19 protein-coding genes, 1 tRNA gene, 1 pseudogene and 1 riboswitch are annotated in these 23815 nt (G+C 70.9%); of the genes and pseudogenes, 6 read left to right on the forward strand and 15 right to left on the reverse strand.

Annotated features, from left to right (window positions below; all coding sequences use genetic code 11):
- Window positions 1–19: 19 nt before the first annotated feature.
- The 3 genes from O3597_RS24470 to O3597_RS24480 all read right to left on the reverse strand — a co-directional run bounded on the left by O3597_RS24470 (window position 20) and on the right by O3597_RS24480 (window position 2488).
- A complete protein-coding gene (locus O3597_RS24470) occupies window positions 20–922 on the reverse strand; it encodes an LLM class flavin-dependent oxidoreductase (protein WP_281602502.1) in 903 nt (300 codons plus the stop codon).
- A gap of 98 nt (window positions 923–1020) precedes the next feature.
- On the reverse strand, window positions 1021–1941 hold the full coding sequence (locus O3597_RS24475) for a hypothetical protein (protein ID WP_281602503.1): 921 nt from the start codon (window positions 1939–1941) through the stop codon (window positions 1021–1023).
- A 476-nt stretch (window positions 1942–2417) separates the two neighbouring features.
- Window positions 2418–2488: transfer RNA gene (locus O3597_RS24480), tRNA-Gly, on the reverse strand.
- Between the two features lie 313 nt (window positions 2489–2801).
- On the opposite strand from O3597_RS24480, the gene O3597_RS24485 reads away from it, so the two are divergent.
- A complete protein-coding gene (locus O3597_RS24485) occupies window positions 2802–3806 on the forward strand; it encodes a zinc metalloprotease (protein ID WP_281602504.1) in 1005 nt (334 codons plus the stop codon).
- 68 nt (window positions 3807–3874) lie between these two features.
- Here O3597_RS24485 and O3597_RS24490 read toward each other — a convergent pair whose 3' ends face one another.
- The gene (locus O3597_RS24490; protein WP_164448707.1) at window positions 3875–4411 is read right to left on the reverse strand and encodes a pyridoxamine 5'-phosphate oxidase family protein; all 537 of its coding nucleotides are present in this window, start codon (window positions 4409–4411) and stop codon (window positions 3875–3877) included.
- A 77-nt stretch (window positions 4412–4488) separates the two neighbouring features.
- Here O3597_RS24490 and dcd point away from each other — a divergent pair, with 77 nt between their 5' ends.
- Window positions 4489–5067 carry a dCTP deaminase gene (dcd, locus tag O3597_RS24495; protein ID WP_093409429.1) on the forward strand — a complete coding sequence of 193 codons (579 nt, stop codon included), beginning with the start codon at window positions 4489–4491 and terminating at the stop codon, window positions 5065–5067.
- A 12-nt stretch (window positions 5068–5079) separates the two neighbouring features.
- Here the strand turns inward: dcd and O3597_RS24500 are convergent, their stop codons facing one another.
- The 4 genes from O3597_RS24500 to O3597_RS24515 all read right to left on the reverse strand — a co-directional run bounded on the left by O3597_RS24500 (window position 5080) and on the right by O3597_RS24515 (window position 10455).
- A complete protein-coding gene (locus O3597_RS24500; protein ID WP_281602505.1) occupies window positions 5080–6114 on the reverse strand; it encodes an NlpC/P60 family protein in 1035 nt (344 codons plus the stop codon).
- A 12-nt stretch (window positions 6115–6126) separates the two neighbouring features.
- A riboswitch (cyclic di-AMP (ydaO/yuaA leader) is annotated at window positions 6127–6261 on the reverse strand.
- Window positions 6262–6453: 192 nt separating this feature from the next.
- Window positions 6454–7449, reverse strand: a complete 996-nt coding sequence (locus O3597_RS24505; protein WP_164448709.1) for a C40 family peptidase — start codon at window positions 7447–7449, stop codon at window positions 6454–6456.
- A 268-nt stretch (window positions 7450–7717) separates the two neighbouring features.
- On the reverse strand, window positions 7718–9913 hold the full coding sequence (locus tag O3597_RS24510; RefSeq protein ID WP_164448710.1) for a (Fe-S)-binding protein: 2196 nt from the start codon (window positions 9911–9913) through the stop codon (window positions 7718–7720).
- Window positions 9914–10188: 275 nt separating this feature from the next.
- The gene (locus tag O3597_RS24515) at window positions 10189–10455 is read right to left on the reverse strand and encodes a cell division protein CrgA (protein ID WP_093409169.1); all 267 of its coding nucleotides are present in this window, start codon (window positions 10453–10455) and stop codon (window positions 10189–10191) included.
- A 227-nt stretch (window positions 10456–10682) separates the two neighbouring features.
- On the opposite strand from O3597_RS24515, the gene O3597_RS24520 reads away from it, so the two are divergent.
- The 4 genes and pseudogenes from O3597_RS24520 to O3597_RS24535 all read left to right on the forward strand — a co-directional run bounded on the left by O3597_RS24520 (window position 10683) and on the right by O3597_RS24535 (window position 14911).
- Window positions 10683–11492 (forward strand): DUF881 domain-containing protein, encoded by an 810-nt coding sequence (locus O3597_RS24520; RefSeq protein WP_164448711.1) that lies wholly within the window; start codon window positions 10683–10685, stop codon window positions 11490–11492.
- Between the two features lie 1528 nt (window positions 11493–13020).
- Window positions 13021–13950, forward strand: a pseudogene (locus O3597_RS24525) (class E sortase); the annotation flags it as partial.
- Window positions 13951–13952: 2 nt separating this feature from the next.
- Complete coding sequence (locus O3597_RS24530; RefSeq protein ID WP_164448713.1) at window positions 13953–14255, forward strand: hypothetical protein; 303 nt, start codon at window positions 13953–13955, stop codon at window positions 14253–14255.
- Between the two features lie 5 nt (window positions 14256–14260).
- Window positions 14261–14911: an aminodeoxychorismate/anthranilate synthase component II gene (locus O3597_RS24535; RefSeq protein WP_164448714.1), complete on the forward strand. Its 651-nt coding sequence runs from the start codon at window positions 14261–14263 to the stop codon at window positions 14909–14911.
- Window positions 14912–14952: 41 nt separating this feature from the next.
- Here O3597_RS24535 and O3597_RS24540 read toward each other — a convergent pair whose 3' ends face one another.
- From O3597_RS24540 to O3597_RS24570, 7 genes are read right to left on the reverse strand one after another with little or no spacing between them, the layout of a single operon-like run.
- Window positions 14953–15621, reverse strand: a complete 669-nt coding sequence (locus O3597_RS24540) for an ElyC/SanA/YdcF family protein (RefSeq protein ID WP_281602506.1) — start codon at window positions 15619–15621, stop codon at window positions 14953–14955.
- 26 nt (window positions 15622–15647) lie between these two features.
- A complete protein-coding gene (gene pknB, locus O3597_RS24545) occupies window positions 15648–17468 on the reverse strand; it encodes a Stk1 family PASTA domain-containing Ser/Thr kinase (protein WP_281602507.1) in 1821 nt (606 codons plus the stop codon).
- Window positions 17465–18835, reverse strand: a complete 1371-nt coding sequence (locus tag O3597_RS24550) for a serine/threonine-protein kinase (RefSeq protein WP_281602508.1) — start codon at window positions 18833–18835, stop codon at window positions 17465–17467. Before O3597_RS24550 ends, pknB begins: the two co-directional genes overlap by 4 nt.
- Before the next feature lies 1 nt (window position 18836).
- Window positions 18837–20342: a penicillin-binding protein 2 gene (locus O3597_RS24555; protein ID WP_164448717.1), complete on the reverse strand. Its 1506-nt coding sequence runs from the start codon at window positions 20340–20342 to the stop codon at window positions 18837–18839.
- Window positions 20339–21826, reverse strand: a complete 1488-nt coding sequence (locus tag O3597_RS24560; protein WP_164448718.1) for an FtsW/RodA/SpoVE family cell cycle protein — start codon at window positions 21824–21826, stop codon at window positions 20339–20341. The genes O3597_RS24555 and O3597_RS24560 overlap by 4 nt, the downstream gene beginning before the upstream one ends.
- Window positions 21827–21852: 26 nt before the next feature.
- Window positions 21853–23328, reverse strand: a complete 1476-nt coding sequence (locus O3597_RS24565) for a protein phosphatase 2C domain-containing protein (RefSeq protein ID WP_281602509.1) — start codon at window positions 23326–23328, stop codon at window positions 21853–21855.
- On the reverse strand, window positions 23325–23813 hold the full coding sequence (locus tag O3597_RS24570; protein ID WP_111242783.1) for an FHA domain-containing protein: 489 nt from the start codon (window positions 23811–23813) through the stop codon (window positions 23325–23327). The genes O3597_RS24565 and O3597_RS24570 overlap by 4 nt, the downstream gene beginning before the upstream one ends.
- Window positions 23814–23815: the final 2 nt, after the last annotated feature.

A 23815-nucleotide genomic window follows, 5' to 3' on the forward strand; every position in this document is an offset into this window, starting at 1 on the left:
GACCCGGCGGTGCGCCGGCTCATCGACGCAGCTCGGGCAGGAGACGGGTGGCGACCTCCACCAGGACCGCCTCGTCACCGGCGTACCAACTGCTCGCCCGTGGCCAGTGCGTGATCACATCGGTGAAACCTAGCTTCGTCGCCCGCTCCACCTGATCGGCGAAGAACTGCGCGCTGCTCAACGAGAAGACCGGTGCCGAGTCCAGCGAGAGGTAGCGGTCCAGGCTGGCCGGGTCCCGCCCCTGCGCCGCCAGGGTCGCGTCGAGCCGACTGGTCAACTCGGCCACCCCGGTCCACCAGTCGTCCAGGTCGTCGACGGCGGGCCCGGTGGTCACCCAGCCCTGCCCGAAGCGGGCCGCGATCCGCATCGACCGGGGTCCGTTGGCGGCCACCACGAACGGCGCCCGGGGTTCCTGCACGCAGCCCGGATTGCTCCGCGCGTCGACCGCCGCGAACCAGTCGCCCCGCCAGGTGGTGCCGTCCCGCCGCAGGATGGTGTCGAGCAACTCGGTGAACTCGGCGAACCGGTCCACCCGTTGCCGTGGAGGCAGCGTCTCACCGCCGAGGACGGCGGCGTCGAACCCGATGCCGCCTGCGCCGAGGCCGAGCAGCGTCCGCCCGTCGGAGACGTCGTCCAGCGCGGTCACCTGCCGGGCAAAGGCCGCCGGATGCCGAAAGTTCGGTGAGGCGACGAGTGTGCCGAGACGGATCCGCTTGGTCACCGTCGCGGCGGCGGTCAACGTGGTCATCGAGTCGAACCAGGGCCCGTCCACCAGATCGCGCCAGCCCAGATGGTCGTACGTCCAGGCGTGGTCGAACCCCCACTCGTCGGCTCGTCGCCACCGGTGCCGCGACACCGACCAGCGCTGGTCGGGCAGGATCACGATGCCTATCCGCATGATCGCCAGCGTACGCGGGGCCATGGTCGCACCTCCGGTTCACGGGCGGGGCCCGGCCCGAGGACCTCTCCTCGGACCGGGCCCCTGGTGGTTCATCGGCGGGCGCGTCAGTCCCGCCGCGCTCACATGAGGGCTTCGACAGCTGCCGGCGCCCGGGTCAGCGTCACCGTGGTCGCAGGAATCTCGACCTGCACGGTCTCACCCTGGTAGTTCGGGTCGTTCGCCCAGGCGCTGCCGGTGACCTCGACCTTCCCCCGCTGGAACGGGGTGGTGCCGGTCGGGTCCGCCGTGGCGGACCACGACGCCGTCTCACCCTGGACGCAGTCGACCCGGCCGCTGAACGGGCCACGAATGATGACCTTGTTCTTGACCTGGGTGACCAGGCCGCTGAGTTGCACCGTCGCGTCCGCGTTGCAGACCACCGTGCCATGCACCGTGGCCTTGCCGTTCAGCTTGCTGAAGACGCCGTCCGCAGCTGGCGTGACGGTGAACTCCAGCGGAGCCGGCGGCGGCGGATTGCCGATCACGACCCGCCCGCGCAGAGCCGGCGTGCCGCCCTCGCAGTGCTGCTCGAAGGTGGCGTCGAGCCGCTCCACGTAGCCGTGCGGGCCGAAAGCCACGTCGGCGACCACGAACGAGCCCGTGATCGTGTTGCAGCCCCGACCGTTGCCGCTGATGTCGATGCCGGCACCCGCACCACTGAACGGTGCGCGGGTGGCGTCCGGGTAGTTGCCCACGGCGAGCTGCTGCCCAGCCGGCGCCTTTAGGTCCATCGACCACCAGTCACCGTTGCTGCCCTCGATCGACAGGTAGACGCCGCGAAGCTGGTCGTCGGCGCGGATCGACATCCGGTCGCCTGCGGCGACGTCGTAGCTGTAGGTGGCGCCTCCGGTGATGTAGTCGCCCGGATCACCGGTCATCGTGAAGGTGCCGGCGATCACCGGCTCCGCCTGGGCCGCAGCCACCCCCGTCAGCAGGCCGGTCGCGGTCACGACGCCCGTGATGAGCGTTGCCGCGATGGCCCGCCTGGTGCGCATGGTCATGGATGCCTCTTTCTCCAGGGAATAGGCGTTCCTCGCTGGAGAGCCTAGGAACGGCGGGCCGGCCGCATGACCCCGAGGGTCAAAGTGGACAGTTGGCTCTCTTCGGCGCTTCGGCACCAATCCGACGCCAGACTGCCGGCCGACGCGCAGGTCCTCAGCGACGGTCACGAGATTGACTGACCGCCCAGACACCACCGGCGATGGCCACCGCAGCCGGCAGGAGGCAGCAGAACGTCAGGACGATCAGGTGCCACGGCTTGAGAGCTCCCATGACCGTGAGGATAGGAATTCCGGGCAATGAGGGACGCGACGCGCCGCAGACCGAGTGCCAGCAGACCGGGATGCCGGCGGGCTATGGGACCACCGCGTCATGAACGACACCGCAGGGCGCTACCGAGTGGCCCGTGGGGTGCTCGGGGCGGCGGAACGTCGAAGGCCCCGGCGGACATGCGTCCTGGCCAGGGCCTTCAGATCCGAGCGGGTGACGGGAATCGAACCCGCACTGTCAGCTTGGGAAGCTGATGTTCTGCCATTGAACTACACCCGCAAGCGAAATCACTCTACCCGAGCCGCCCACGCTGATGCATCCAGGGCTCCACCCCCGCGCGCTGCGCGTCGCGGTCGGTCCGAGACAGCAGGATCCCCGATGTTGCTGCGTCGCGGCGGGCCGGAGGCAGCAACATCACCGAAAGTGCGTGGATCTTGGACTCCGGGCGAGGTGGCCGGACGGACCGGCAAGAAGTTTCAACACCGCAACATATGGCCATGTTCAAATCTGTCTATCGGTTGTAACGTCTGCCCCACGTTTTCCGCACGGCGCGACACAACCCCCGGTCGCGTCGCCAGAAAGAGGTGGGCATATGGGACTGCGTCCCGTCCTGCTGAACCGGCGTACGGCCGGCATCGCATCGACGTCGCTCGCACTGGTGCTCGGCGTGGCCACGGTCGGCCTCCTGCCGGCCGCCACCACGACCGCGAGCCCGGCGGCGGCCGCCCTCACGGCCGACGAGGTGTGTGAGGATCCGACGGGCACCCTGGCCCGGGCCAAGGGTGGCAGCGCCGTCAAGCACGATCCGAACCAGTTGACCCTCGCCCAGGTGCACCAGCGCGAGGCCGAGTTCGCCGACATCCTGCAAGAGCGCGCCAAGCGAGTTGGCCAACGCACGCTGAGCGCCCAGGCCGCTGCGGCCTCGGTCACCATCCCGGTGGTGGTGCACGTGATTCGCCGCGACACGACCCGGGCCGGCGGAAACATCCCCGACTCGATGATCCAGTCCCAGATCAACGTGCTGAACCAGTCGTTCAGCGGTGCGACGGGTGGCGCCGCGACCGCCTTCGCGTTCCAGTTGCAGAGCATCAACCGGGTGACCAACTCGTCGTGGTACCCGATCCGGCAGGGCTCGTCGGCCGAGCGGCAGATGAAGACCCAGCTGCGGCAGGGCAACAAGGCGACGCTCAACATCTACCTCGGCGCGCTCAGCAACAACCTGCTGGGCTGGGCGACCTTCCCGCAGCGCAGCCTGAACGTGATGGACGGCGTGGTCGTGCTCAGCGAGTCGCTGCCCGGCGGCACCGCCACCAACTACAACCAGGGTGACACCGGCACCCACGAGGTCGGCCACTGGCTGAACCTGTACCACACCTTCCAGGGCGGCTGCTCCGGCAGCGGTGACCAGGTGTCGGACACCCCTGCCGAGGCCTCGCCGGCCAGCGGCTGCCCGACCGGCCGGGACACCTGCTCAAGCTCGGGCCTGGACCCGATCACCAACTTCATGGACTACTCGTACGACGGCTGCATGTACCAGTTCACCCCGGGCCAGGCCACCCGCATGATCAACGCCTGGAACTCCTACCGCGCGGCATAGCGCGTTCACCGCACCGCGTACCGCAGGTGCCGGCTCCGTCGAACGGGGCCGGCACCTGCGCGTGTGGGTCAGGCGGCGCGGCTGTGGTGCCGCCCGGAGTGGGCCGGCACCGGGCGCGCGGCCTGGGGCGTGGCGCCCGCCGGGTCGAGCCAGACCTGGACCGCCGGACGGGCCGCCAGCTCGCTCGGCCCAGCCACCGACTGCTCCCGTCGGGCCAGCATCGCCACGTCGACCGTGAACTCGAACAGGCGCCAGTCGGCGTGCGGGGCGGCCCGCGCCGCGAACGCCAGCCGGGCGACGGTGGCATCGTCCGTGACGGGCCGGGCGCGCCCGGCGACGTACGCCTCGTCGTCGCTCTCCTCCGGCGGGAACGAGTGCAGCGCGTAACGGCCGTCGCGCTCCAGGTCGCGCCGCTTCGGTGAGTCGATCACGAAGCAGTAGAGACCGTCGTCGGTGATCACCGGAGAGACCGGGTGCACCCGGGGTCCGCCGTCGGCGCGGACCGTGGCCAGGTAGCCGAAGCCCGGGCCGTACTGCTGCATGAGAAGGCGGATCCCGTCGGCGAGTCGAGGCTCGTCAGCGGCGAATTCGGACCAGGAAGCCATGCCGACATCCTATCGAACACACGTTCGAAGCGGGTAGTCCGGCACGCGTGTCGCATACCGGCAGCTATGGTGTGGCGATGCTGCTCTCCGACCGCGACCTGGTCTCCGAGATCAAGGCGGGCACCCTGGCGCTCGAACCGTTCGAGCCCACCCTGGTGCAGCCCTCCAGCATCGACGTACGTCTGGACAAACTCTTCCGGGTCTTCAACAACCACCTCTACACCCACATCGACCCGGCCACCCGACAGGACGACCTCACCTCCGCGGTCGAGGTGCCCGACGGCCAGGCGTTCGTGCTGCACCCGGGCGAGTTCGTCCTCGCCTCCACGCTCGAGGTCATCTCGCTGGGCGACCAGCTCGCCGGCCGCCTCGAAGGCAAGTCCAGCCTGGGACGGCTCGGCCTGCTCACCCACTCCACCGCCGGCTTCATCGACCCCGGCTTCTCCGGTCACGTCACCCTGGAACTGTCCAACGTGGCAAACCTGCCGATCACCCTCTGGCCGGGGATGAAGATCGGGCAGCTCTGCATCTTCCGGCTCTCCTCGCCGGCCGAGCATCCGTACGGCTCGGCCGTCTACGGCTCCCGCTATCAGGGTCAGCGCGGCCCGACGCCCAGTCGTGCCTGGCAGAGCTGGCGCACCTGGCCCACCCGCTGACACCGCAGATCCTCAGCCGGGCCGGCCGAAACTGTGCACCGGGCTGCTGTCCAGCCGCTTCATCTTGACCGGTTGACCCGCCCGGGAGGCGTGCACCACCCAGCCGTCGCCGACGTACATCCCGACATGGTGCAGGTCCCGGTAGTAGAAGACCAGGTCGCCGGGGCGCAACGCGCCGCGACTGACCGACTCGGTGACCCGGCGCTGTCTCGCCGCGTTGTGCGGCAGTGCGACACCGGCCCGCGACCAGGCGGCCAACGTCAGCCCGGAACAGTCGTACGCGTCGGGCCCCTCGGCGCCCCAGGAGTACGGCTTGCCGATCTGGGCGCAGGCGAAGGTCACCGCCTCGCCGGCCGCACCACCCGGGTAGCTGGCCGGGCAGGGCGCCGGCCGTAGCGGCCCACCACCACCCTTCCCGTACGCCCGCAGCCGGAGCCGTTGCAACCTGTCGATCTCGGCGTCGATCTGTCGCCGCCGCTCGGCGAGATCAGCCTCGGTACGGGTCAGCTCGCCGATCGTGCGGTCCAGGCCGGCCTTGGCGGCGGCGAGTTCGTCGCGCAGGTCACTCGCGTGCCGCACGTCCTGCTGCTGCACGCGGGCGTACCGGTCGAGCAGCCCGAGCTGCTCGACCACCTCGCCCGGCGACCGGCTGCCGAGCAGCGTGTTGACGACCCGGACCTGTTCGCCCTTGTACGCGCGGGCGGCGAGCTTGCCGACCCGGTCCATGGCCTCGTCCACCTGGCGTTGCAGCGGTGCCATCCGGGCGGCCAGCGCGTCCGCCTCCCGCCGCTTGCCGGCCAGGTCCTGCCGGGTCGCGTTGTGCTGCTCGATGACGGGTTCGAGCCGATTCCAGTCCTCGTCGATCTGGCGCTCGATGTCGGCGACCGTGGGCTCGGCCCGGGCCTGCGTCGCGCCGCCGACCAGCATCACAGCGGTCGCGGCCAGGCCGGCGAGAATGCAGCGGTACCAGCTGGAACGCGGCGCCGCCGTCGGTCGGCCGGGCATCCCCGGCCGCAGTGACGGTGGCCGCGGGGCATGGTCTGCCACCGGGCTCAGCACTCCTTCTTCCGCTACCGCCTACCGGGTTAGCTGACGGGTTCGGGCGGGAAGGGACGCCCTACCGTGACCGTCACGGATTCACCCCGGGTACCTGGTTCCCCGGCTCGCTGACGAGCGATTCGGCGGTGTCGGACCGTTACCGCCCGGGCTGGGCGGACCTGCCAGCGGCCGACGATTGCCCAGCGTAGGGACGATCGGCGTCGATACGCAACACAACCGCACCGTTACCGTGGGTGCTGATACCCGACAACGGCGAGGGCCCCCGTCGACTTGACCGGGGGCCCTCGGGCGTTCCTACGCGACCGCTCAGCGGACGCTGGTGGCGGCTCAGCCGGGGCGGCGGAAACCGGCGACCGGCATGGTCGTGATGGGCGAGACGTTCACCGGCTTGCCGGCGCGAGCCGCGTGCACCATCTGGTTGTTGCCGAGGTACAGCCCGACGTGGCTCACGTCGCTGCGGAAGAAGACCAGATCGCCGGGACGGGCATCGGCGCGGGAGACGGCCTTGCCCTCGTTCCACTGGGCACCGGTGAAGTGGGTGAGGTAGATCCCCGCGGCCTTGTACGCGTACTGGGTCAGACCCGAGCAGTCGAACGAGTTCGGGCCGGTGGCACCCCAGACGTACGGCTTGCCGACCTGGGCGCACGCGGTCCGGATGGCCGTGCGGGCGGCGTCGCTGACCACACCGTTGATGGTCGGGCAGTTGGTGGTCTTCACCGTCGTCACCGGCAGCGACTTCTCCAGCCGCTTGATCTCGGCGTCGATCTGCTTCTTCTTGGCCGCCAGCTGCTTCTGCTTCGCCTCCTGGTCGGCGATCAGGGCGTCGAGCTTGGCCTTCTGGTCGTCGTACTTCTTGCGGATCTTCATGACGCCTTCGAGCTCGCGGCGCTCCTGCGAGGCGAGCCGGTCGAGAAAGGCCATCTGCTCGCCGAGCTCGTTCGGCTTCGAATTGAGCAGGACGACACCGATCTCCTTGGACGGGCCGGTGATGTAGTACCGGGAGGCGAGATCGGCCACCCGGTTCATCGCCAGCTCGGTCTCCAGGGCCAGCGGCTGGATCTTCTTCTCCAGGCTCTTCGACTTCTGCTTGTTGACCCGCAGCTGGGAGCGCACCTTGTTGTACTGCTCGATGGTGGGTTCCAGCTTCTGCCACTGCTTGTCGATCTGGGCCTCGATCTCGTCGACCGAGGGCTCGGCGTACGCGGGGGCGGCGAGCAGGCCGGCACCGACCGCGGCGGCGGCGACCAGGACGACCAGCCCGCGGGCGGCCCTACGCAGGCCACCCGGACGGGATCGTCCCGGCGCACGACGATGGAGGGGCATGGTTGCCACCGGCAGCGTCTCCTTTGCAACCGACCACCGGGCGTCCCGCGAGAGGTATGTGGCGGGATCCGACGACCCATGGCGGTCGGTGCCCCACATTAGGGAACGGTAGGTGGGGAATCAAGGCGACCAACGGCTCATTCACCTTTGCGCGACGGTACGCACACAAAGGGTGTCGGCCGATTCGTTATAGTTACGTACGCCAATACAAAACCGGGCGGGGCGGCACTGGATAGGGGTGCCGCCCCGCCCGGTGTGTTCGGGCCGGTCAGCCGGCCACCGGCGTGGTCTCCTCGGCGCCGCCGACCTGCTCGGGCTTGACCGAGCGGAGCAGAACGCTGGCCACGTCGATGACCTCGACCTGCTCTCCGGCACCCTTGCCGTTCACCCCGTCGGTGAGCATCGTCGAACAGAACGGACAACCGACGGCGACCGTCCTCGCCCCGGTGGACATGGCCTCCTCGACCCGGTCCACGTTGATCCGCTTGCCGATGCGCTCCTCCATCCACATGCGGGCACCACCCGCACCGCAGCAGAAGGAGCGCTCGCTGTTGCGGGGCATCTCGGTCAACTCGCCCTGGATCGCACTGCCGAGCACCTCACGCGGCGGGGTGAAGACCCGGTTGTGCCGGCCGAGGTAGCAGGGATCGTGGTAGGTCACCCCGCCGTCGACCGGCTGCACCGGGGTGAGCCTGCCGGTGGCGACCAGGTGGGCCAGCAACTGGGTGTGGTGCACCACCTCGAACTCGCCGCCCAGCTGGCCGTACTCGTTGCCCAGGGTGTTGAAGCAGTGTGGGCAGGTGGCCACGATCTTGCGCTTGGCCTTCTCCCGGCCCTCGAACGCCTCGTTCAGGGTCTCGACGTTCTGCTGGGCGAGCATCTGGAAGACGAACTCGTTGCCGATGCGGCGGGCCGGGTCACCGGAGCAGGTCTCCCCCTCACCGAGGATGGCGAACGAGACACCCGCCTCGTTGAGCAGGGTCGCGACCGCCCGGGTGGTCTTCTTCGCCCGATCCTCGAACGCGCCGGCGCAGCCCACCCAGAACAGGTACTCGAAGTCCTCGATCTCACCGACCCGGGGCACCTCGAAGTCGAGCCCCTTGGTCCAGTCCTCCCGGGTGTTCTGCGGCGCGCCCCACGGGTTGCCCTTGTTCTCCAGGTTGCGCAGCATCACGCCGGCCTCGGAGGGGAAGCTGGACTCGATGAGCACCTGGTAGCGACGCATGTCGACGATGTGGTCGACATGCTCGATGTCCACCGGGCACTGCTCCACGCAGGCACCGCAGGTGGTGCAGGACCAGAGCACGTCGGGGTCGATGACGCCACCGGACTCGGCGTCACCGATCAGCGGCTTCTCCGCCTCGGCGAGAGCCAGCACGTCGAGGTGGGCGAGTTGCGCCGCGGTGGCCTTCTCCTCACCGGTCAGGTCCTTCCCACCACCGGCCAGCAGGTAGGGCGCCTTGGCATACGCGTGGTCACGCAGGCTGAGCACCAGCAGCTTCGGCGACAGCGGCTTTCCGGTGTTCCACGCCGGGCACTGCGACTGGCAGCGGCCACACTCGGTGCAGGTGCTGAAGTCCAGCAGCCCCTTCCAGGTGAACTGCTCGACCTGGGCGACGCCGAACTGATCCTTCTCCGGGTCGGCCTCCTCGAAGTCGAGCGGCTTGCCGTCGCTCATCATCGGCCGCAGCGCGCCGAGACCCGAGCCGGCCGCACCCGGCCTGCGCTTGAAGAAGATGTTGGGGAAGGCGAGGAAACGGTGCCAGGCGACACCCATCGTCACGTTCAACGAGATCACGATGACCCAGACCATCGAGATCGAGATCTTGACGAGCGCAGCGACGCTGACGCCGGACTCCCAGCCGGGGAGCGCGGCGCCGACGGCGTGACTGAGCGGGGTGGCCCAGGTGGGGTACTCGAAGTGATCGGTGGCCACCTTGAAGCCCCGGATCAGAAACCCCATGACCAGTACGGCGAGGACGACCGCCTCGACGAAGTAGCCCTGCCACATGGTGGAGCCGGTGAACCGCGACCGGCGTCCCGCCCGGTTCGGCCGATTCGCCAGCCGGATCGCGATCAGGACGCCGATGCCGACCACGCCCAGGATGCCGATCCACTCGGTGACCAACCCGTAGAGCGTCCAGCCGCCGATCAGCGGCAGCCCGCCGGTCGGCGACACCACCTCGAAGTACGCCTCGAGCACCAGCAGCGACAGCACGACGAAGCCGACCATCACGAACCAGTGCGCCGCACCCACCACGCTCCAACGGAGCATCCGGGTGTGCCCGGCGGTCTCCGCCAGCATGGTCCTGGTGCGGCTGATCTTGTCACCGGAACGGGTCGGATCGGGCTGACCCAGCCGGATGACGGCCACCATCTTCGAGACCGCGCGTACCGCAAGCCACACCGCAACGGCGGTGATGGCGGCCGCGAGGATCGTGGTGACGATCTGGACGCTGCCCATCGAGTTGGCCTCCCGGTCTGCTGCCTGTCGACGGCTCGGCGACCGGCGGCGTCGGTGCGATCGTCGACCAACGCCGCCGCACCTCAACCTGATCGGTCGATGACCTCGCTCCGCTCGGTCATGCAGTGCAGCCTACGCGCAAGGTTACCCAGCAGTAACGTGAGTCATCTCGCACCCGGGGCCACGCTGCCCTTGGCACACCTTAGGAGGCCGGCGGCACCGCCGCTCGGGCGGGCCGCCGGAGGTGCCGGGCAGTCACGGCCTTGAGCTGCGGGTCAGCGCCAGCGGGAGAGCACGATCAGGGAGGCGACCATCGCGCCGAACCCGACCGCCAGGTTCCAGTACCCCAGCTCCATGACCGGGTACTCCTGCTCGGAGAGGTAGTAGACCACCAGCCAACCGATGCCGAAGACGATCAGCGACACCGCCAGAACCGGCAGCCACACCGGGCTGGGCTTGTTGGTTGCCGCGGTCGTCGCCGTCGGGCGGACGTCCGTGGGCGGGGTGTACACCTTCTTCTTGCGGACCTGAGACTTGGGCACGGCGCTCTCCAGAGGGGTTACGACCTCGTCCGGCCTGACAACCGGGCGCGAGGGCGACGGTCCATGGCCAATAATGTTCGACAGCTAGCGTAGTCCGGAACACCCGTCCGATCCACGAATGAGGTGAGACCGGTACCGGGCAGCACCGGAAAACGGCAGCAGGACGACCGACGCCGCGCCCCGCACCGGGTAGCGTCGGAGCGCGACGAGCAGGGGGGGACTGGCCCGTGGAGTACACGTCCGGCGCAGCGTCGTGGCAGAAGGCGCTGCGACGACTCGTCGCCGGGTTGCTGCCCCGGCGGCCACGTCAGCGCCGCCCGTTCTGGTCGGTAGGTGTGCCGCTGATCGCCCTGGCGGCGGGCCTGCTCTTCACCACGACGGCCACGACGGCGGGCGGCACCGCCCTGCGTGAGGATCGCCGACCCCAACTGACCGAGCTGATCGAGGATCGCCGCGCGCAGGTGGCGGCGAACGAGCAGCGGGCCGCCACGCTGCGCGGCGAAGTGGAAAGCCGGACAGCCGTCCTGGCCAACTCGAACGGCCCGATCCGGGAACAGCAGCAGCGGGCCGACGCCAACCGGGCCGCCGCCGGCTTCACCGCCCTCACCGGCACCGGCCTGACCGTAGAGCTCAACGACGCACCGCAGTTGAGCAATCTGCCCGAAGGTGCCTCCAACGACGACCTGGTCGTCCACCAGGGCGACGTGCAGGCGGTGGTCAACGCGCTCTGGGCCGGCGGTGCCGAGGCGATGTCAATCATGAACGTGCGCGTCCTGACGACCAGCGCGGTACGCTGCGTGGGTAACACCCTGCTGTTGCACGGCCGGGTGTACTCCCCACCTTTCAAGATCGTAGCAATTGGCGATCCCGCCGCACTCCGGCAGGCCCTCGCCGCTTCCGAGGGAGTCCGGTGGTTCAGGGACGCGGTCGACAACTACCAACTCGGCTACTCAGAGACCCCTGGCACCGTCACGGTGCCCGCCTTCGAGGACTCCACCACCCTGCGTTCGGCGACGGTGCCGGCGGTGCCGCAGTGAGCCCCCGGTGAGCCCGCAGTCAGACGGTCGGCACCGCGACCAGACCGACGAGCCCACCGCCTTCCTGCCCAAGGTCGACCGGGCCGAGTCCGCCGACGCCCGGACGGCGGGTGCCTGGCCCGACCCGGTGCTGCCCACCCGGTCCGGACCATCGCCGGCACCGCACGATCCGTCGCCGACCCCAGCTCGGCGGCCGACCGATCAGGCTGCCGCCGGGGGTCGGCTGCCGGACGGCCAGCGGCCGACCAACTCCGGCCGTTTCGACGGGACCGCCGAGCCCACCTCGCCCGCCGGCTCCGGCCGATGGGACCCGGCACCGCCGGCGCACCAGTGGGACACCGCCGCGACCACCGGTCGTGGCGCCAACCAGTGGGATCCGGCACCCGGCGCGCAGCGTCCAGCGGATCCCGACCGCACGGCCAACCAGTGGGACTCCGTGCCCGGTCCGGTTCGTGGCGCATCCGGTCCGCCGCAGAGCGCGGGAGACAACGACCAGTGGCATGGCGTGCCCCTGCCGTCGGGTCAGCCGGACATTCCGGTAGGGCCCACGCCGTGGCACGGCGCCTTCCAGCCCACCCGGCGCCCGAGCGACCCCCAACAGCAGCCACCGAGCGGCAGCCGCCCAACAGCCCCGGACGGCGGTCACGCCGGATCCGGTCATCCGGGCGTCACCGGCACCCCACCGCCCTGGCCCGGCACCCAAACGCCCGGTCCGAGCCGGGCCGGGACCGCACCGACGCCACCCAGCGGTGGCGCGACCTGGCCCGACCGCGAGCCGCCGAGGCAGCCTGGCGGGGCCACGAACCCCGCCACCGTACGCCCGGCCACGCCACCGACCGGTCCGTCACCACAGCCGTCGCCAGCCACGCCGAACCCGCAGTTCGGCGCACCCCACGGTGAGCACGCGCCGCGTCCCGGTGCCGGCCAGGCCGGCACCGCAGCGTCGGCACCGCAGCCGCCACGCCCCGGGTCCGGGCAGCCTGCCGGCGCAGCGCCAGCATCGCAGGCGCCGTTCGTCGGACCGGCGAGCACCAACGGCCCGGTCCAGCCGCCGCGTCCCGGCCAGCCAAGTCAGGACAGGTCGGCACCGCAGTCGCCACATGCCGGGCAGGCCGGCCAGGACAGGCCCGCCGGGAACGGTTCGGCGTACCCGGTGCCGGGCCAGCCGCCGGCCGTACCGTCCTGGTCCGCCGAGAGTCGGCGCGCAGCGGGCGTCGAGCCGGCACGGCAGTCGCCGGAACGCGCACCCGGTCAGAGTGACTGGTCCGGTGAGGGCCCGACCGCGCTGATACCGAAGGTCGGCGACGTCGCCGGTCCGGCAGCCGGCCGGGGGACGGAGTCGACCAGGGCGACTCAGGCGACGAACGGCCATCCCGGCACTGCGGCCGTCCCGGGCAGCCCGGCGGCCACGGACCGTCCGGTCAACTCCACCTCGGGTCAGCAGGCCCGCCCGGCGGCACCCGGCCAGCCGACGGCACCGGGGCAAGCTCCCGCACCCGGCCAGCCGTCCGCGCCGGGCCGGTCGGCCGACCCGGCGGCGACCGCCCTCATCCCGGCGGTCACCGCCGCCAGGCCGAGCGCTCCGCCGGTCCTGGACTCGACCGCCCTGATGGGTGCCGTACCTCGGCCGCCCAGGAGCGAGGAACCGTCGGACGGTGCCGACCAGCCCGCCGAGGCACCGAAGCCGCGGCGTGGCGACCGGGTGGTGCAACTACGCCCCCACCAGACGGGTGAGGGCTACAAGAGCGTCTACTCGGAGCTGACCCGACCGTCGCTGTGGTCCCGGGTACGCACCGGTCTCCGGTTCAGCGGCGAACTGCTGATCACCTTCGGCCTGGTGGTGCTGCTCTTCGCCGGCTACGAGATCTGGGGCAAGTCGGCGATCGTCGACGCCCACCAGGGCGAGCTGAGCGAGCAGTTGGCCCAGGCGTGGGCACCCGAGCCGGTGACGGACCCGACGGTGTCCGCGTCGGCCAGCCCGTCCGTCAAGCCGAAACCTGCGGTGCAGGGCACCCCGATCGCCGGCCTCTACATTCCGAAGTTCGACAAGGAATGGATCGTGGTCGAGGGGGTCGGCCAGCAGGACATCCGGTACGCGCCGGGGCACTACCCGGACAGCGCCATGCCGGGCCAGGTGGGCAACTTCTCCGTGGCCGGGCACCGGAACCGGGCCACCTTCTGGCGGCTGGACGAGCTGCGTGAGGGCGACCCGATCCTGGTCGAGGGCCGCAACGAGTGGTACGTCTACCAGGTGACCGAGAGCCTGGTCGTGAAGCCGACCCAGGTCGAGGTGGTGGCTCCGGTGCCGGGTCGTCCGGGCGAGAAACCGACCAAACGGATGCTGACCCTGACCACCTGCAACCCGAAGTTCGACAACTACGAGCGGTTGATCATTCACGCCGAGTTGACGCGTACCCAGCCGAAGGCCGAGGGACGCCCGGCGGAGCTGGGGACCTGACGATGTACGCCTGGATCTGGCGCAAGCTGCCCTTCGGGCTGCCCGGCAAGCTCGTCGGCAGCCTGCTGCTCGCCACCACCATGGTGGCGTTGCTGTGGTACGTGGTGTTTCCCTGGGCGGAACCGCTGCTGCCCTTCGACGACGTGCAGGTGACCCAGGAGGACTCCGGCGTACCGGGCGGGCCGGACGGCGACGTCGGGCCCGGGGACGACGGCGCGGTCGAGGACGCCCCACCGGGCGACGAGCACGACCTGCCGTACGACACCGACCGGAACAACACCCCGCCACCGGACGAGGACGAGTGAGCCCGATGCGCGTCCTGGTGATCGACAACTACGACTCGTTCGTCTTCAACCTCGTGCAGTACCTCGGCCAGCTCGGCGTGGAGTGCGAGGTGCGCCGCAACGACGAGATCGAGGTGGCCGAGGTGGGCCGGGTCGGTGCGGCCGGCGTCCTGCTCTCCCCGGGACCGGGCACCCCCGACCGGGCCGGCGTCTGTCTCGACGTGATCCGCGAGTACGCCGGCAAGCTGCCGATCTTCGGGGTGTGCCTGGGTCACCAGGCCATCGGCGAGGCGTTCGGAGCGACCGTCACCCGGGCTCCGGAGCTGCTGCACGGCAAGACCTCGGAGGTCCGGCACGACGACACCGGCGTCCTCGCCGGGCTGCCCGACCCGTTCACGGCGACCCGCTACCACTCGCTCGCCGTGCTGCGGGAAACCCTGCCGACCGAGCTGGAGGTGACCGGCTGGACGGCCTCCGGGATCGTGATGGCGATGCGACACCGCACGCTGCCGATCGAGGGCGTCCAGTTCCATCCCGAGTCGGTGCTGACCGAGGGCGGGCACCTGATGCTGGCCAACTGGCTCGCCGCCTGCGGTCACCCCGAGGCGCTGGAACGCGCCCCGGAACTGGCCGCCGAGGTCGACGCCCGCCGCCGCGCCGCCTTCGCCACCACCTGAGAATCAGGTCTCGGGGTCGTCACTCCGGTCCCTGGCGGCGGTCAGCGGGTCAGCGCGTCGGAGACGGCGGGATCGGCGGGTGAGGTGACGGCCGGTGGCCGGTCGCGGACGGCGTCCCAGGCCGCCTTGCCGCTGGCGAGGTAGTCCCGGGCCGCCTTGCGCACCAGCAGGCCGGTGCCGCAACCCGAGCAGCGGGCGGTCACCCCGTCGGCGTCGATGCCGACGTGCCGGCACAGCGTCACCGCCCGGGACAGGTGATACGACTGGGTGACGACGAGGGCACGCTCGATGCCGTACACCTGGCGGGCCCGCAGGCAACTGTCGTACGTGTCCAGCCCGTTCGGGTCGGCGACGACGCGCTGGGGTTCGACGCCGAGCTGCTCGGTCAGGTGAGCGGCCATGATCGCCGGTTCGTCGCCGGACTGGCCCGCACCGTCGCCGGATACGAGCACCACCCGGGCCTTACCGCTGCGCACCAACTCGGCGGCGGTCTCCAAGCGGCCGGCGAGCCGGACGCCCGGCAGTCGACCGTCCTCCGTCACGGCCGTACCCAGCACGATCACCACGTCGGCGGTCGGAGCCTGCGCCGCCGGGTGGACGTGGCCACGCGCACCGACTGTCGTCCAGAGCCAGGGCAGGCTGACGGTCAGCAGCAGCGCGACAAAGACCGGTACGGCCAGCCGCAGCAGGCGTCGCCGCCGGCGCTTCACCAGGTCGACCGGAGGGGTCGGCGGCGTCACTCCCCGAGACGGAACGGAGAGAAGGAGGGCAGGAGCCCGCCGCCACCACCCTCGTCGTCATCGTCCGGCGGCGGCGTGGTGGGAGCACCGGAGGTCGGCGGGGTCTGGGTCGGCGGATCCGGATCCTCCGGCTCCGGCACCGACACGATGATCTTCACCGTGCTGCCCTTGGTGCGCTCGGCGTTGCCGTTCGGACTCTGGTCGACCACCCGCCCGGCCTCGTCGGCGGGCACCTCCGGACCAAGGTCGGTTTCGACGTCGAAGCCGGCGCGCTCCAGGGTCCGCTCCGCCTCCGCCTGGGGCAGGCCGACCACCGACGGCACCGTCGCCACGTTGCCCCTCGATACGGTCAGGGTGACCTGGGTGCCTTCCGCGACCTTCTCGCCCGAAGGCGGGTCGACCTTCAACACCTGGCCTTTTGTGGCCGAGTTGTCGTCCTCCTCGATCTTCACCTTGAGTTTGAGGTTCTTGAGTTGGGTCTCGGCGGCCTCCTGGGTGCTGCCGACGAGGCCGTTGGGGATCTCCACCTCGGGCTTGCCACCGCAGATGCGTACGGTCACCGTGCTGTTCGGTGCCGCCCGCTCGCCGGGGGGTGGGGACTGGTTGGTGACCGTCCCCTCCTTGCAGTCCGAGGTGAACTCCGGATCGCCGAGTGCCGGCACGAAGCCGTCCCGCTCGATCTGGGCGAACGCGTCGGCCCGGCTGAGCCCGGTGACCGTCGGCACCGCGACGTCCTGCGGCTCGTCGCGCTGGTTCAGCAGCAGGGCGGCGACCAGGGCGATCACCGCGAGCACGCCGAGCGCGGCGAACGTGGCGATCAGCCAGGACGACGCCTTGCGCTGGCGCGGATCACCCACCCGGGCGGGGATCTGCCGGGTCTGCGTCGCGCCCCCCGCCGGGTAGCCCGGGTGGCCGGCCGCGGCCATCGCCACGGTCTCGTCCTCGCGCATCACCGGGGTCGCCAGCACCGGCCGGCCGGCCGCCGCGCGGAGCAGGTCCGCCCGCATCTCGCCAGCGCTCTGGTAGCGGTTGAGCGGATTCTTCGACAGTGCCTTGAGCACGATCGCGTCGACCGCCGGGTTGACATCCGGATTGATGTCGCTCGGGGTCGGCGGAGCCTCCCGCACGTGCTGGTACGCCACGCTGACCGGGCTGTCGCCGACGAACGGCGGATGCCCGCAGAGCAGCTCGAAGAGCACGCAGCCGGCGGCGTACACATCGGAACGGGCATCGACCGCCTCGCCGCGCGCCTGTTCCGGGGAGAGGTACTGCGCGGTGCCGATGACCGCGCTGGTCTGCGTCATCGTGGTGGCGCCGCTGGCCAGCGCCCGGGCGATGCCGAAGTCCATCACCTTGACCTGGCCGGTCTGGGTGAGCATCACGTTGCCCGGCTTGATGTCGCGGTGGATGATGCCGTGCCGGTGGCTGAAGTCCAGCGCGGCGCAGATGTCGGCGGAGATCTCCAGCGCCCGCCGGGGCTGCAACCGGCCCTCGGCGCCGAGCACCTCCTTCAGCGTGCGCCCGTTCACGAACTCCATCACGATGAACGGCAGGGTCTCGCCGGTCGGCGCCTGCTCCTCACCGGTGTCGTAGACGGCGACGATGGCCGGGTGGTTGAGCGAGGCGGCATTCTGCGCCTCCCGCCGGAAACGCATCTGGAAGGTGGCGTCCCGGGCCAGGTCGGCGCGGAGCATCTTGATCGCGACGTCCCGACCGAGCCGCAGGTCACGGCCGCGATGCACCTCGGCCATGCCGCCGTACCCGAGCAGCTCGCCGACCTGGTACCTGCCACCGAGCAGGCGGGCCTGCGCTGTCATCGCGTCTGTCGTCCTTCGCTCGTCGTCGTCACGTCGCCGCCCGGTCGGGGCTGATCCAGTCGACGGTACGCCGTATCGACCAGATCGTCTCGCCCGTCAGGCCGCAGCGCGTCGGACGTCACCGTTGGCACGGAAACTGTCCCCGGCGTGCCCGCGCCGAGGTTGTTCCGCAGTTGGTAGGAAATCACGCCGGAGCAGATGAGGACCAGTGCGCCAAGCATGATGACCAGGAAGACCATGCCGGATCGTGACCGTCGGGGTACCGGGCGTGACGGTCCGGGCTGCGGAGCGTACCCGGGCGGGACCGTGGCCGCCCCGCGCGGGTAGCCGGCGGCGGCCGGTGCCACTGCGGTGGGACGGTGCGGGGCAGCCGGTGGGTGGCTCGGCGGCGGTCGGTGCCCCATGGCCGGCGGATGCGCCGGGGCCGGGGAGTGCGGGGCCGCCACCGGACGCGGTGCCTGCGGCGGCGGAACCTGCGCGCGGCCGGGTGCCGGGGAGGCCGGCGCGGCGGAGATCGGTGCGGCCTGCCCACCGGCCCGGGCCTGCCGGGACAGCGCGGTCTTCAACTGCCGGGCCGCACCGGCCAGCGTCGCGGCGCTCGGCCAACGATCCTTCGGGTCCTTCGCCAACGCCCGCTCGACGAGCGCGCGGACCTGGGGCGGGATGTCGGAGGGCAGCGGCCGGGGCGTCTCCCGGACGTGCCGCATCGCGATGTCGAGAGGGTTGTCACCCTCGAAGGGCCGCCGGCCGGCGAGGCACTGGTAGGCGACCACGCCGAGCGCGTAGACGTCGGAGGCGGGGGTGGCGACCTGGCCGGTGGCCTGCTCCGGCGAGATGTACGACGCGGTGCCGAGCACCGAGCCGGCCGCGGTGAGCTGCCCGACCAGGTCCGACCGGGCGATGCCGAAGTCGGTGAGCACCAGCGTGCCGTTGGGGCGGACCAGCAGGTTGCCGGGCTTCACGTCCCGGTGCACGATGCCCTTCACGTGCGCGGCGTGCAGCGCGTCGGCGGCCTGGGCGACGAGCGCCATGGTCCGCGCCGGGGTGAGCCGGCCGACCCGACTCAGCGTCGCCGAGAGGGGATCGCCCTCGACGTACTCCATCACCAGGAAGGCGATGTGCTGGTCGTTGCCGAAGTCGTAGACGTCGACCACGCCGGGGTGGTTGATCGTGGCCATGGTGCGGGCCTCGCCGCGGAACCGCTCGGCGAAGCCGGGCTCGTCCAGCAACGCCGGGAGCAGACTCTTGACCGCCACCGTACGACCGAGCACCTGGTCGGTGCCGCGCCAGACGTCGCCCATGCCGCCGCTGGCGATCCGCTCGTCGAGGCGGTAGCGGTTACCGAGTTGGACCCCCGGACTGAGCATGTCAGCGCCCCCCGGGCTCGGCGATGGCGGCCCGCATGATCTGACCGGCGATCCGGGCGGCCTCGGCGCTGCCGCCGCTGCCCGCCTCCTCCAGGACGACACAGACGGCGGAGACCGGCTTGCCCTCGGAGTCGAGCGCGAAGCCGATGAACCAACCGTGGTCCGGGCGGTCCGGCGCGGACTGTGCGGTACCGGTCTTGCCACCGACGGTGTAGCCGTTGATCCGGGCGTTGCGGCCGGTGCCGTTCTCCACCGCGCTGACCATCATGTCCCGCAGGTCGGCGGCGACCTGATTGCTCACCGGCCGGCGCAGCTCGCGCGGGTTGGCGGTGTCGTAGACGGTGGTGCGGTCCGGTGCCAGCAGCTGACGCACCAGGTACGGCCGCATCTGGCTGCCGCCGTTGGCCACCGCGGCAGCGATCATGGCGCCCTGCAACGGGGTCATCCGCACGTCCCGCTGCCCGATGGAGGACTGCGCCAGCGCCGCCGGGTCGGGGCCGCCGTCCGGGTTCTCCATGCTGCCCGTCCGGCTGGCCGCCACGCTCAGCCCACCCTCGCCGAGCCGGCCGACGGTGAGGTCCTCCTGCTCGAACCCGAACTGCCGGGCCTTCTCCTTGAGCACGTCGGGACCGAGCTGGACGCCGAGCTTGGCGAAGCCGGTGTTGCAGGACTCGGTGACCGCGTTCATCAGGGTCACCTGGGACTCGGGGCAGATCGACGGCGCGGCGTTGCGGATCGGCTCGCCGGAGGTGGGCGGGGTGTAGCTCGATCCGGCCGGGATGTTCGTCTCCTTGGTGATCCCGTTCTCCAGCGCCGCCGCGGCCACCACGATCTTGAAGGTGGAGCCCGGCGGCAGCACCTCGCCGAGCGCCCGGTTCCGCAGCGGTCGTCCCGCCTCCTGTTCGAGCCGGTTGTACGCGGCGGTCGCCTCGTCGGTGTCGTGGCTGGCCAGCGGGTTGGGATCGAAGCTGGGAATGGAGACCAGTGCCTGCACCGCCCCGGTGGCCGGGTCGAGGGCGATCGCCGCGCCCTTGGTCGCCCCGACGTTGTTGCCGCGCAACTCGTCGTACGCGGTGTCCTGCGCCCGCTTCGACAGGGTCAGCAGCACGTTGCCGCCGGCGGTGGTGTCGCCGGTGACCATGTCCCGCAGCCGGTTGACGATGAGCTGGTCGCTGGTGCCGGCGAGGAAGTCGTTCTCGGCGCGCTCCAGCCCGGTGGCGGCGCCGTTGACCGGCTCGTACCCGAGCACGTGGGCGTACTTCGCGCCGCCCGGGTAGGTACGCAGGTACTTCAGCTCGCCGTCGGTCTCCTTGCTGACCGCCAGCGCGGTGCCACCGGCCTCGATGTTGCCGCGCTTGCGGTCGTACTTGGCGACCTGGACCCGACCGTTGTAGTCGCTGGTGCGGTACTCGTCGGCCTTGTAGGCCTGGATCCAGTTCAGGTTTGCGAAGAGCAGCCCGAACAGGACGATCACGACGACGCCGACCCGACGCAGCGGTGCGTTCACGGCTTGATCACCTCCGTGGGGGCACCGTGCAGCTGCTCGGGCGGCCCGGATGGGCGGGTCACCTTGCCGCCGGCACCGTCGACCGGCCGGCGACCGGCGTCGGAGACGCGCAGCAGCACCGCGATGAGCAGCCAGTTCGCCATCAGCGAGGAGCCCCCGGCGGAGAGGAACGGGGTGGTCTGACCGGTCAGCGGGATGAGCTTGCTGATCCCGCCGACGATCACGAAGACCTGGAGCGCGAGGGTGAAGGCCAGGCCACCGGCGAGCAGCTTGCCGAACGAGTCCCGGACCGCCAGGGCGGCCCGCAGACCCCGCTCGACGATGAGCAGGTAGATCACCAGTAGCGCGGAGAGACCGAAGAGGCCGATCTCCTCACCGATGCCGGCGAAGATGAAGTCGTTCTGCACCTCCGGCAGCATCAGCGGCTGACCACCGCCCGGCCCGGCACCGAACAACCCGCCGGAGCCGAGCGCGAGCAGCCCCTGCACCAGTTGGTAACCGTCGTCGTAGGGCTGGGCGAACGGGTCGAGCCAGATCTGTGCCCGCAGATAGAAGTTCGCGAACGGACCGCCCACCGCCTCGCCGAGCACGTACGCGAGGTAGGCGCCGCCGAAGAAGAGGACCAGGCCGATGAGCAGCCAGCTGACCCGCTCGGTGGCGATGTAGACCGTGGCCACGAACATGCCGAAGTAGAGCAGCGAGGTGCCCAGGTCCTTCTCGAAGACGAGGACCAGCAGGCTGATCACCCAGACGACGAGCACCGGGCCGAGGTCGCGCCCGCGCGGGAAGTCGATGCCGAGGAACCGGTGGCTCGCCAGCGACAGCACCTCGCGCTTGCGCACCAGGTAGTAGGCGAAGAAGACCAGCAGGGCGAGCTTGGCGAACTCGCCGGGCTGGATCGAGAAGCTGCCGATGCGTACCCAGAGCTTCGCGCCGTTGATCTCGGAGATGCTGGCCGGCAGCACCGCCGGCAGCATGACCAGCACGATGCCCGCCAGACCCAGGGTGTACGCGTACCGGGAGATCGACCGGTGGTCGCGCATCAACGCCAGCAGGCCGCCGGCGAGGACCACCGAGATCAGCGTCCAGGCGAGCTGGCGGCCGCCGGTGCCGGCGAAGATGGCCAGGTCGGCCCGCTCCTCGGGGGCCGCGTTGGCGAGGTCGAGCCGGCGCAGGAAGCCGACGCCCAGCCCGTTGAGCAGGGCCACCGCCGGTAGCAGCGCCGGATCGGCGAAGGGCGCCAGAAACCGGATCACCAGGTGCATGCCGAGGAACACCGCGGTGAGCGTGGCGGCCGGCACCCAGAAGCCCGGCGTGACCGTGTCGAGCACGTTCGCCTCGACCATCGCCCCGTACGCGGCCACCAGCGCCATCGCCAGCAGCAGCAGCGACAGCTCGGCGTTGCGGCGGGACCGGGCCATGCGTACGCCGGGTCGCTCGCCCGCGGTCGCGGGCGAGGATGCCGGGGTGGCCGCTGCGGTCACGATCGTCCTCGGGTGGGAGCCGGTGCCTACTCGGGCGACCGGCAGGCCGCCGGGTCGACCGTGGGCGTGAAGGTGTCGACGGGGGGCGCGTCGGGAGTGCTGTCCGGCGCGGCGGCGGAGGCACCGCTCGGGGTGCCCGTCGCCGCGCCGCTCGGTGACGACGAGACGCCACCCACCTTGCTCGGCGAGCCGGCCGGGGCGCTCGGCGATCCCGTCGGCGCGCTCGGCGTCGGGGACGGCGATCCGACGAGCGAGGGCGTGGGGCTCGGTGTCGGCGGACAGATCGGCTTGAGGTTCACGTTCGTCGGGCTGTCCATCGTCAGCTCCGCCAGCCGTCGTTCCGCGTCCGGCTCGCTCTTGGCCGGAATGCCCTGTTTCACCTGCTCCTGCGCGGCCAGGGTGAGGTCGTCCAGTTGGGCTTCGCTCTCGGAGTGCACGCTGGAGAGGTCCATCCCGGCGATCTGACCCTGGACGCCACGGAACACGGCCACCTGGCCGTCCTCGGTAGCGCCCACGTAGTACTGGCGCTGCGTGTAGCTCCACCCGGCGAAGACACCACCGCCGACGATCACCAGCAGGGCGGTCGTCATCGCGAGCGCACGCAGTGGGCGCCGGCGCGCCTCGGGCTCGTCGTCGGCGTTCGCGGCGGAATCGTCGGGCGTCGGCGGCCGGGGCGCGGAGAGCGCCGAGGCACGGGCCGCCGGGGTGGAGACGTCGGCCGAGGTGGCCATCCCCCGGTCCCGGGCCGCCGCACCGCCGACGATCGGGGCCGCCTCGACGATGTCCCGGTCGGTGGCGTCGGCGATGATCACGGTGATGTTGTCCGGACCGCCGCCGCGCAGGGCGAGCTGGACGAGCCGCTCGACACACTGCTGCGGGTCCGCGTACTCCCGCATGGTCTCGGCGATGGTCTCCGCGCTGACCACGCCGGAGAGCCCGTCGGAGCAGATCAGATACCGGTCGCCGGGCAGCACCTGCCGGACCGAGTACTCCGGGTCGATGTCGCGGCCGTCCAGGGCCCGGGTGAGCAACGAGCGCTGGGGGTGGCTGCTCGCCTCCTCCGGGCTGATCCGGCCCTCGTCGACGAGCATCTGGACGTAGGTGTCGTCCTTGGTGATCTGCGCGAACTCTCCGTCGCGCAGCAGGTAGGCCCGCGAGTCGCCGATGTGGACCATGCCCAGCTTGCTGCCGGAGAACAGGGTCGCGGTGAGCGTGGTGCCCATCCCCTCCAACTGGGGGTTGGCCTCCACCGTCTCGCGGAGTTGCTGGTTGGCGGTGCCCACGGCGGAGCGGAGCGCGTCGACCAGGGCGTCGCCCGGGACGTCCTCGTCCAGTGGCGCCATGGCACCGATGACAATGTTGCTGGCGACGTCACCGGCGGCCATACCGCCCATGCCGTCGGCAACGGCGAGTAGCCGCGGCCCGGCGTAGACGGAGTCCTGATTACCGTCTCGGATCAGACCGCGGTCGCTGTGGGCCGCATAGCGCAGGGTCAGAGTCATGGCCGTAATTCGAGAGAGGTGCGGCCGATCCGGATCGGCACGCCGAGGGGGACGGGGGTCGGTCCGGTGACCTTAGCGCGATCCAGGTACGTCCCGTTAGTCGAACCCAGGTCCTCGACGAACCACTGCCCGTCCCGCGGCACCAGCCGGGCGTGTCGCGCGGACGCGTAGTCGTCGGTGATGACGAGGGTGGAGTCCTCGGCCCGACCGATCGTTATCTGCGCCTCACCCAACGTGATCCGCGTGCCGGCCAACTGGCCCGCGGTCACCACCAGCTGGTGCGCCGCCCGCCCCCGCTTCACCTTCGCCGGCTTCGCCGTCGCCTGACCTGTCGACGCGCCCACCGCCCGGGGCGCGGCCACCAGCCGACCCGAGCGGGCCCCCGCGAAGAGGTCCCGCCGGATGACACCGACCACCGTGAACACGAAGATCCACAGCAGCACGAGGAATCCGAACCGGGCAACGGTGATAACGAGTTCCGGCAAGG

The organism is Verrucosispora sp. WMMA2044 (assembly GCF_027497155.1).
Classification (GTDB): domain Bacteria; phylum Actinomycetota; class Actinomycetes; order Mycobacteriales; family Micromonosporaceae; genus Micromonospora; species Micromonospora palythoicola.